We start from the raw sequence: 10,669 nt of genomic DNA, 5'->3' as shown, positions 1-10,669 counted from the left end.
TTTTACTTTAAAAATTAAAACTTATTTTTTTACTAACTTTTTCAGGTTCTGACTTGATTGTATTGGATAAATTTATTTCTGAAATTTTTATATCGGGGCTACGCAGCACCTGTTCCATAATTTGTATAAATGAATTAGAAAATGCCTTAATGGTAGCGGGTTTGAATAAACCGGAATTAAATTCGAAGTTAATTAGCATGGTATGGTTGTCCTGTACCATCGCATCGAGAGTCAGATCGTATTTACTTATTCCTTCCGAGTACTTACCGTCATAAGAAATAATTTCTAATCCCTCTATATTTCTATTTTTTACAATGTCAAAATTCTGTACCGCTAACATTACATTAAATATTGAAGCTGTTTTTAAGGCGTCATTTTTGAAGGACAATTCGTCTATCAGTAAATCGAGAGAATAGTTCTGATGTTCAAAAACTTGAAGATTATTAAGGTGTACCTGTTCGTACAGTGCCGTAAAATCAATATCCTGATCGAATATATTCCGGATGGCTATAGTGTTGATGTAAAGCCCAATTTGTTCTTCCAATTCGAGCATGTCTCTTCCTGAAACAACAGTGCCTACAATGATGTCCTGATTCCTTGTATATCGAAAAATGGCTATGTTTAATACCGATAGTAAGAAAGAGAAAAGCGTTGAATTTTTCGTGATTACCAGTTTTTCTATACTTGCGGTCAGTTCCTGAGAGAGTTCTACATAAACATTTCCACCTGCATAATTTTTAACCGTACTCTTGCGCGGATAGTCTGCCGGAAGATTAGATACCGGTAGTTCTCCGTGCAACTGCTGCAGCCAAAATTCTTTGCTCTTCTGGTCTTTGACCAGTTGTTCCTCATCATTTTTTTTCCATGATACATAGTCTTTATAATGAATTCGCAATGGTGGTAAAGAAATATCTTCCCCTTTTACCAGACTATCATAATACCTGATGAGTTCCTCAAAAAGTATTTTTAAAGACCAGCCGTCTGCGGCCATATGATTTAATGTAATGTTTAGAATGTGTTCGTTATCGCTTAGTCTGATTATGTTTATTCTTAAAGGAAGGTCCTTTTTCAAATCAAAAGAGAGCGTTAATTCCTGACGGGTAAGGGTCTCTGCAATCTCTTCCTTATTGAATTCTTCCGACAGGTCAATAAAATGGATCAGATTCTCCTCTAAGTTTTCCGGCGCTATGATCTGCTGTTTAGGCTCTCCTTCAAAAAAAACAAACCTGGTCCTTAAGCTTTCATGCCTTTGGATTAATCTTTTTACAGCCTCCTTAAACCTCTCTACATTTAGAGATCCTGATAAGATGCAGGCGAAAGGAATGTTATAAATGGCCTCTTCTTCCAGGCTTGAGATAATCCAAAGTCTCTTTTGCATATCAGACATCTCATAAAAATCTTGTTTAGGAATCGAAACGATTGGTGAATACACCTTTTTGAAGGCTAAATCGAGACGCCCCCCCTGTGAGGAGATTGTAGGGTATTTAAAGATGTCCGAAATTTCTATTCCGGAGCCTATTTCTGTTTTTATCCTATTAATGACTTTTATGGCTTTCAGACTATGTCCACCCAATTCAAAGAAGTTGTCGGTTGTTCCGATGGTATCAATGCCCAGTACTTCCTGCCAGATAACGGCTAGTTTGTTTTCAATGTCATTTTTGGGGGCGACATATGTTTTTCGTATGAAGTCGTCTCCCTCAACAGCCGGCAGCGATTTACGGTCTATTTTGCCATTTGGGGTTAAGGGTAAAGCATCCAGCGCCACATAGAAACCCGGAATCATATAATCTGGCAGACGCTCTTGCAGAAAAGCTCGCAGTTCCGATTTATTAATCTCAGATTTTGCCACCAGATAAGCCACTAATACTTTCTCCTGATGCTGCTCTTTTACTTCTACAACGACTTGTTGAAGATTTTCTGAAGATTCTAAAATGGCATTCTCTATCTCATCCAGTTCGATCCTGTAGCCCCGAATTTTGACCTGATGGTCTTTTCTTCCTAAAAATTCAATAGTACCGTCAGGCAGCCAACAGCCAAAATCTCCCGTATCATACATTCGGGATCCTTCGATAAAAGGATTCGAGATAAATTTTTCTGCTGTAAGTTCAGGTTTGTTCAAATACCCTCTGGTAACACCCGCTCCTGATACATACAACTTTCCTGTAACTCCTATTGGCAGCAGCTGTAAGGCTTCGTCTAAGATGTATGCCTGAGTATTGGAGATCGGTTTGCCAATTGGAATTGATCTGTATTCCTGATTTTGTATGACATAATTGGTACTGTAAGTGGTGTCTTCTGACGGACCGTATAAGTTTCTAACTTCTGCTTTTTCTGCCTGAAGTTTGGAAACAATATCAACAGGCACTATTTCTCCTGCCATGTTGATAAAGGATACGTTGTTTAAATCTGTGTTCTCTTCTATTAATTTTCTAACGACGGAAGGAACTGTGTTTAAGAGTATTTTGTTTTCTTTAGTGATATAGTTTTTGATGTCTAAGGCATTTTTTAGAACTCTTATTTTTTTCCCGATCGATAAGGGATAGAAAATTTCATAAATCGATAAATCAAAACAATAAGAAGTTACGGCGTACATCACTTCAAATTTTGACGCATCAAACTCCAGGTCAGACCAGTTAATCAATTCAAAGGCATTGCGGTGTTCTACCATCACCCCTTTTGGATTACCTGTGGTTCCTGAGGTATAAATGACATAGGCTAAGTCTTGAGTTGTATGGATTTTTTCTAAGTTCTCTTTTGCATATTGCTCCTGAACTGCACTGAATCTTTCCAATACTGCTCCGTCGATAATGACTTTACTGTTACTGTCTTTTTCGATATACGCTATTCTGTCTTCAGGATAATGGATGTCTATGGGTACATAAGCCGCTCCGGATTTCAATATGCCTAACATAGCGACTATCATTTTCTCGTTTCTTTCCAATTTGAGTCCAACTAAATCGTTGGGTTCAATAGAATAATTTTCTCTTAAATAATTGGCTAATTGATTGGCGCTCTCATTAAGTTCCTGATAGGTCAATTCAGTTTCTTCAAAAACCACAGCAATGGTATTTGGGGTTCTTGCTGTTTGTTCTTCAAATAAATCCACTATGGTTTTATCTTTCGGATACGCTACTGCGGTGTTGTTAAAATCAGTTAGTAGTTGGTGCTTTTCTTTTTCGCTTAAATAATGTATTTCCCGAATATTTTTTTCTGGCTGCTCTATTGATGCGGTAAGCAGGTTTTCAAAATGAAGAAAGATTCTTTCAATGAGACTCTCTTCATAAATATCGGTATTGTAGTCAATTCTAAGGTTTAATCCTTCTGTTTCAACGAAGGTGAAGCTCATGTCAAGCTGAGCTGTTTTACTCTTAAAATCGTAATCGCTTATTTCGAAGTTTATCAGTTCTTCGTTATTGAGATTGTTTAACTGTCCCTGGTTTTGTAATACGACCAGGACATCAAATAAAGCAGAACGGCTGGTGTCTCTCTTTAGATTCAATTTCCCTACCAGTGCATCAAAAGGATAATTTTGATGATCGTAAGCGCCTAACAAGGTTTCTTTTTGCAGAGCTACCAAATCTATGAAGCTGCTTTTTTCTTTTAATTTAGTGCGTATCGCAAGGGTGTTCAGATACAATCCCAATTGGTTCTCTAAGTCTGGATGTTCTCTTCCTGCTATTGGGGTTCCAATGATGATGTCATCCTGAGCGGTGTATTTATGCAACAGGGCATTGATCCCTGCCATTAGGGTCATGAATAAGGTGACATCCTGTTGTTTTGAGAATGTTTTTAACTTCTCTAAAAATGCTTTTGAATAGTGCTGCGTGAGATTATGTCCGTTATAGGTCTTAACTAATGGACGTGTTTTAAAAGCCGGCAAGTCCAAAACGGGTAATTCTCCCTGAAACTGTTGCAGCCAATATTGCTCTGATGCCTGCTGTCTCTCCTGATGCAGTTCTTCATTAAGCCACAGGGTATAGTCTTTATAGTGCAGGCTGAGTTCCGGCAAGTCGATTGCTTTTCCTTGGGTGAGTGCGTTATAGGTTTTTATGACTTCTGATAATAGTATCTCTATTGACCATCCGTCTCCAATTATATGATGCAGGGATAGAAAAAATACATACTGATTCTCTTTTAATTTGATTAAGGAGGCTCTTACAAGTGGTGCCTGTTCTAAATCGAAAGGTTCGTTATTTTTGTTTTGCAAATAGTCCGCAATTACTGCTTCCTGATTTTCAACTAAACTATAATCTTTCTCTGTGATGGTAAAGTTTACTTGTTCGGCAGCTAGTATATGTTGACGGACTTCGCCCTGATCGTTTGTTTTAAAGTAGGTTCTTAAAATTTCATGGCGATGAATTAAGAATCGAAACGATTCTTCGAATGTATTGACATTAACCAGCCCTGTTAACCTGACTACACCGGGCATATTATAAGCTAAGGAGCCGCCTTCTAACTGGCTCAAGGTCCATAATCTGCTCTGGGAGGCGGTCAATGGATAGGATGCTGCTTCCGGTGCTTTGGTGATGGCTCGGTATTCATTTATTTGCAATTGTTTGCTTAGTCCTTCGATGGTTGGGTTAGCAAAAAATATTTTAAAGGATACGGTTTTACCTAATTGTTTATGGATTCTATTGATTACCTGAGAAATGATCAGACTATGTCCGCCCAGTTCAAAAAAGTTATCGGTTGTTCCGATGGTGTCAATGCCCAGTACCTCCTGCCATATAACGGCTAGTTTGTTTTCAATGTCATTTTTGGGGGCGACATATGTTTTTCGTATGAAGTCTTCTCCCTCCACAACCGGCAGTGATTTGCGGTCTATTTTGCCATTTGGAGTTAAGGGTAAAGCATCCAGCGCCACATAGAAACCCGGAATCATATAATCCGGAAGACGCTCTTGCAGAAAAGCTCGCAGTTCCGATTTATTAATCTCAGATTTTGCTACCAGATAAGCCACTAACACTTTCTCCTGATGGTGCTCTTTTACTTCTACAACGACTTGTTGAAGATTTTCTGAAGATTCTAAAATGGCATTCTCTATCTCCCCCAATTCGATTCTGTAGCCGCGAATTTTGACCTGATGGTCTTTTCTTCCTAAAAATTCAATAGTACCGTCAGGCAGCCAACAGCCAAAATCTCCCGTATCATACATTCGGGATCCTTCGATAAAAGGATTCGATATAAATTTTTCTGCTGTAAGTTCAGGTTTGTTCAAATACCCTCTGGTAACACCCGCTCCTGATACATACAACTTTCCTGTAACTCCTATTGGCAGCAGCTGTAAGGCTTCGTCTAAGATGTATGCCTGAGTATTGGAGATCGGTTTGCCAATTGGAATTGATCTGTATTCCTGATTTTGTATGACATAATTGGTACTGTAAGTGGTGTCTTCTGACGGACCGTATAAGTTTCTAACTTCTGCTTTTTCTGCCTGAAGTTTGGAAACAATATCAACAGGCACTATTTCTCCTGCCATGTTGATAAAGGATACGTTGTTTAAATCTGTGTTCTCTTCTATTAATTTTCTAACGACGGAAGGAACTGTGTTTAAGAGTATTTTGTTTTCTTTAGTGATATAGTTTTTGATGTCTAAGGCATTTTTTAGAACTCTTATTTTTTTCCCGATCGATAAGGGATAGAAAATTTCATAAATCGATAAATCAAAACAATAAGAAGTTACGGCGTACATCACTTCAAATTTTGACGCATCAAACTCCAGGTCAGACCAGTTAATCAATTCAAAGGCATTGCGGTGTTCTACCATCACCCCTTTTGGATTACCTGTGGTTCCTGAGGTATAAATGACATAGGCTAAGTCTTGAGTTGTATGGATTTTTTCTAAGTTCTCTTTTGCATATTGCTCCTGAACTGCACTGAATCTTTCCAATACTGCTCCGTCGATAATGACTTTACTGTTACTGTCTTTTTCGATATACGCTATTCTGTCTTCAGGATAATGGATGTCTATGGGTACATAAGCCGCTCCGGATTTCAATATGCCTAACATAGCGACTATCATTTTCTCGTTTCTTTCCAATTTGAGTCCAACTAAATCGTTGGGTTCAATAGAATAATTTTCTCTTAAATAATTGGCTAATTGATTGGCGCTCTCATTAAGTTCCTGATAGGTCAATTCAGTTTCTTCAAAAACCACAGCAATGGTATTTGGGGTTCTTGCTGTTTGTTCTTCAAATAAATCCACTATGGTTTTATCTTTCGGATACGCTACTGCGGTGTTGTTAAAATCAGTTAGTAGTTGGTGCTTTTCTTTTTCGCTTAAATAATGTATTTCCCGAATATTTTTTTCTGGCTGCTCTATTGATGCGGTAAGCAGGTTTTCAAAATGAAGAAAGATTCTTTCAATGAGACTCTCTTCATAAATATCGGTATTGTAGTCAATTCTAAGGTTTAATCCTTCTGTTTCAACGAAGGTGAAGCTCATGTCAAGCTGAGCTGTTTTACTCTTAAAATCGTAATCGCTTATTTCGAAGTTTATCAGTTCTTCGTTATTGAGATTGTTTAACTGTCCCTGGTTTTGTAATACGACCAGGACATCAAATAAAGCAGAACGGCTGGTGTCTCTCTTTAGATTCAATTTCCCTACCAGTGCATCAAAAGGATAATTTTGATGATCGTAAGCGCCTAACAAGGTTTCTTTTTGCAGAGCTACCAAATCTATGAAGCTGCTTTTTTCTTTTAATTTAGTGCGTATCGCAAGGGTGTTCAGATACAATCCCAATTGGTTCTCTAAGTCTGGATGTTCTCTTCCTGCTATTGGGGTTCCAATGATGATGTCATCCTGAGCGGTGTATTTATGCAACAGGGCATTGATCCCTGCCATTAGGGTCATGAATAAGGTGACATCCTGTTGTTTTGAGAATGTTTTTAACTTCTCTAAAAATGCTTTTGAATAGTGCTGCGTGAGATTATGTCCGTTATAGGTCTTAACTAATGGACGTGTTTTAAAAGCCGGCAAGTCCAAAACGGGTAATTCTCCCTGAAACTGTTGCAGCCAATATTGCTCTGATGCCTGCTGTCTCTCCTGATGCAGTTCTTCATTAAGCCACAGGGTATAGTCTTTATAGTGCAGGCTGAGTTCCGGCAAGTCGATTGCTTTTCCTTGGGTGAGTGCGTTATAGGTTTTTATGACTTCTGATAATAGTATCTCTATTGACCATCCGTCTCCAATTATATGATGCAGGGATAGAAAAAATACATACTGATTCTCTTTTAATTTGATTAAGGAGGCTCTTACAAGTGGTGCCTGTTCTAAATCGAAAGGTTCGTTATTTTTGTTTTGCAAATAGTCCGCAATTACTGCTTCCTGATTTTCAACTAAACTATAATCTTTCTCTGTGATGCTAAAGTTTACTTGTTCGGCAGCTAGTATATGTTGACGGACTTCGCCCTGATCGTTTGTTTTAAAGTAGGTTCTTAAAATTTCATGGCGATGAATTAAGAATCGAAACGATTCTTCGAATGTATTGACATTAACCAGCCCTGTTAACCTGACTACACCGGGCATATTATAAGCTAAGGAGCCGCCTTCTAACTGGCTCAAGGTCCATAATCTGCTTTGGGAGGCGGTCAATGGATAGGATGCTGCTTCCGGTGCTTTGGTGATGGCTCGGTATTCATTTATTTGCAATTGTTTGCTTAGTCCTTCGATGGTTGGGTTAGCAAAAAATATTTTAAAGGATACGGTTTTACCTAATTGTTTATGGATTCTATTGATTACCTGAGAAATGATCAGACTATGTCCGCCCAGTTCAAAAAAGTTATCGGTTGTTCCGATGGTGTCAATGCCCAGTACCTCCTGCCATATAACGGCTAGTTTGTTTTCAATGTCATTTTTGGGGGCGACATATGTTTTTCGTATGAAGTCTTCTCCCTCCACAACCGGCAGTGATTTGCGGTCTATTTTGCCATTTGGAGTTAAGGGTAAAGCATCCAGCGCCACATAGAAACCCGGAATCATATAATCCGGAAGACGCTCTTGCAGAAAAGCTCGCAGTTCCGATTTATTAATCTCAGATTTTGCTACCAGATAAGCCACTAACACTTTCTCCTGATGGTGCTCTTTTACTTCTACAACGACTTGTTGAAGATTTTCTGAAGATTCTAAAATGGCATTCTCTATCTCCCCCAGTTCGATTCTGTAGCCCCGAATTTTGACCTGATGGTCTTTTCTTCCTAAAAATTCAATAGTACCGTCAGGCAGCCAACAGCCAAAATCTCCCGTATCATACATTCGGGATCCTTCGATAAAAGGATTCGAGATAAATTTTTCTGCTGTAAGTTCAGGTTTGTTCAAATACCCTCTGGTAACCCCTGCTCCTGATACATACAGCTTTCCTGTAACTCCTATTGGCAGCAGTTGTAAGGCTTCGTCTAAGATGTACACCTGAGTATTGGAGATCGGTTTGCCAATTGGAATAATCGACTTATCAAAATCATTTTTTACTCCATATATCGATACGCAAACCGCACATTCTGTGGGCCCGTATGCGTTATAATAATCAATTCCTGATTTTACAATTGCTTTTGCTTTACCCGGATTAGCAGATTCACCGGCTGTAATGATACATCTTAGTCCTGAAATATCATTCTCTGTCAATAATCCTAAATAGCTTGGAGGAAAAGTTACAACTGATACTTTTGTTACTTTTAAAAAGCTTATAAACTGATCCTGATCTTTAATTATTTCTTCTGTCGGAATAGATAGCGTCGCACCGCTATACAAACTCATCAGAATCTCCGATACAGACGCATCAAAAGAAACCGAAGCAAACCATGCTATTGTATCGCTTTCGGAAATTTCAAAAGATCTGATTTGATCTAATGCCATATTTATGACACTCCGATGCTCTACCATTACCCCCTTTGGGTGCCCTGTAGAACCTGAAGTATAAATTACATAAGCTAAATCTTCGGATGAAATCGCTTTATTGATAGTGTCGCTGCTACTGGCATCAAAATCGATTGATTCGATAACTACTGTATCACAATTATCAATATTTAAAGTGGCATCATTAGCAATTAACAATTTTAAACCACTGTCTTTTATTAAATAATCTATTCTTTCCTGAGGATAATTGGTGTCTATTGGCAGATAAACTGCGCCTAACTTTACTATTGCCAATAACGAAATGATTCCTGTATCTGATTTAGGCAGAAACACTCCAATTATATCTCCGTTATTTACAATATGTTTTGAAGAAATATAATGGGCCAGCTGATTTGCCTTTTCGCTTAATGCGCTATAAGTTAATTCTGTTGCTCCAAATACAACAGCAACATTATTTGGTGTTTTTGCTACTTGCTCTTCAAATAAATCTACGATCGTTTTATCTTTTGGATAAGCTACATTAGTATCATTAAAATCTACTACTAATTGGTGCTTTTCTTTTGGGGATAGTAGTGGATATTCGGATAAATTAAACGCTACATTCTGCTCTAAATTAACAATAAAATAATTCAAATGCTGAACCAGATATTCCACTATGGTTTGCTTTACAAAACCTTCTAAATAAGAAGCGTGAATTTCTATAGTATCCTCTATTTTTACATGAAACAAAATACCGTTACACTCTAACTTAGCGTCTGAATTGAAATTTATACCATAATGAGATAAAAGACTTAAATCATTAACGATTGTTTTTTCAGCTATAGGAGCATCATTAGAATCCGAATGTTTTAATGTCTCTAAAATTTCAAGCTTTATTTTTTGAAGGTATTCTTTAAATGAAATTTTTAAATCTACAGGAAATGACAGAAGCAAAGAATGATGCTGATCATTATAGTTTGACACCAGATAACCATCAAATTCATGGATCAGTTTCTTTAACAAAAAAGTATAGATCGCGCTTATAACTGTATATTGAGCTATTACGTTTTTATTGGTAAGTCTATTAAAATAATTGAGTTCTTTGGCCTCAATAGTAATACAAGGAAGACTATTTTGTTGCTGTTGCAACCCAAGAACTTTTTCTCGGTTCACTATTTTTTTCTTCCAATATTTTGAAACTAAATAAATATTATTTGACTCCATGTTTCTATCCATAAATTTCACATTCGTGTGTTTTAATCAGAATCAGTATTCCTTTGTAATGCTTATTTAACAAGCACTAAGGACTTTACAAGACTAAATACTTCTATGTTATCCTTTTTAAATCCTTATTATTTACCATCCATGATGTTCAAATCAAAACATGACAGATTTTTCACCAAAATAGCAATAACATTTACCTAAAAATTACGGATTTTTCATATAAAAGTTACGGACTTTCCTTCATAAGAGACAAACCAACCATAATTCACTCTGCTTCATTTTAATGAAAGCACTCTAGTAAGTTTTTTTGATTTTAAGAAGTTCTGTATACATTACAACAGTGCATTGAAAGAGATATCATTTTTGCCGCAAAAGGAAAAGTCCCGATGAAAATCAGGACTTTTTTGTTTAAACCTATTTCTAGTATAAACTGTTGATTGGCCTTACAAACAAAAAAAATACTAATTTATTTAAAATCAAGTATTTATACGCTATCTCATGATTTTATAAAAAAGTAATTTTGAAGAGTAATATTACAAAACAAAAAACTATCAGTAAGCTAATTTTTACAATACCAAGCGTAATTAGAATACGATATTCTAAAAAATAAAATAA

At 37.0% G+C, this 10,669-nt stretch carries 1 protein-coding gene; it reads right to left on the bottom strand.

The window, feature by feature from the left end:
• Positions 1–7: 7 nt before the first annotated feature.
• The gene (locus LNQ34_RS23165) at positions 8–10,066 is read right to left on the bottom strand and encodes a non-ribosomal peptide synthetase (RefSeq protein WP_230001509.1); all 10,059 of its coding nucleotides are present in this window, start codon (positions 10,064–10,066) and stop codon (positions 8–10) included.
• Between the last annotated feature and the right edge of the window lie 603 nt (positions 10,067–10,669).

The organism is Flavobacterium lipolyticum (assembly GCF_020905335.1).
GTDB classification, from domain to species: Bacteria; Bacteroidota; Bacteroidia; order Flavobacteriales; family Flavobacteriaceae; genus Flavobacterium; species Flavobacterium lipolyticum.
The sequence above is the reverse complement of the archived record's forward strand: the minus strand, read 5'-3'. Positions and strand labels throughout refer to the sequence as shown.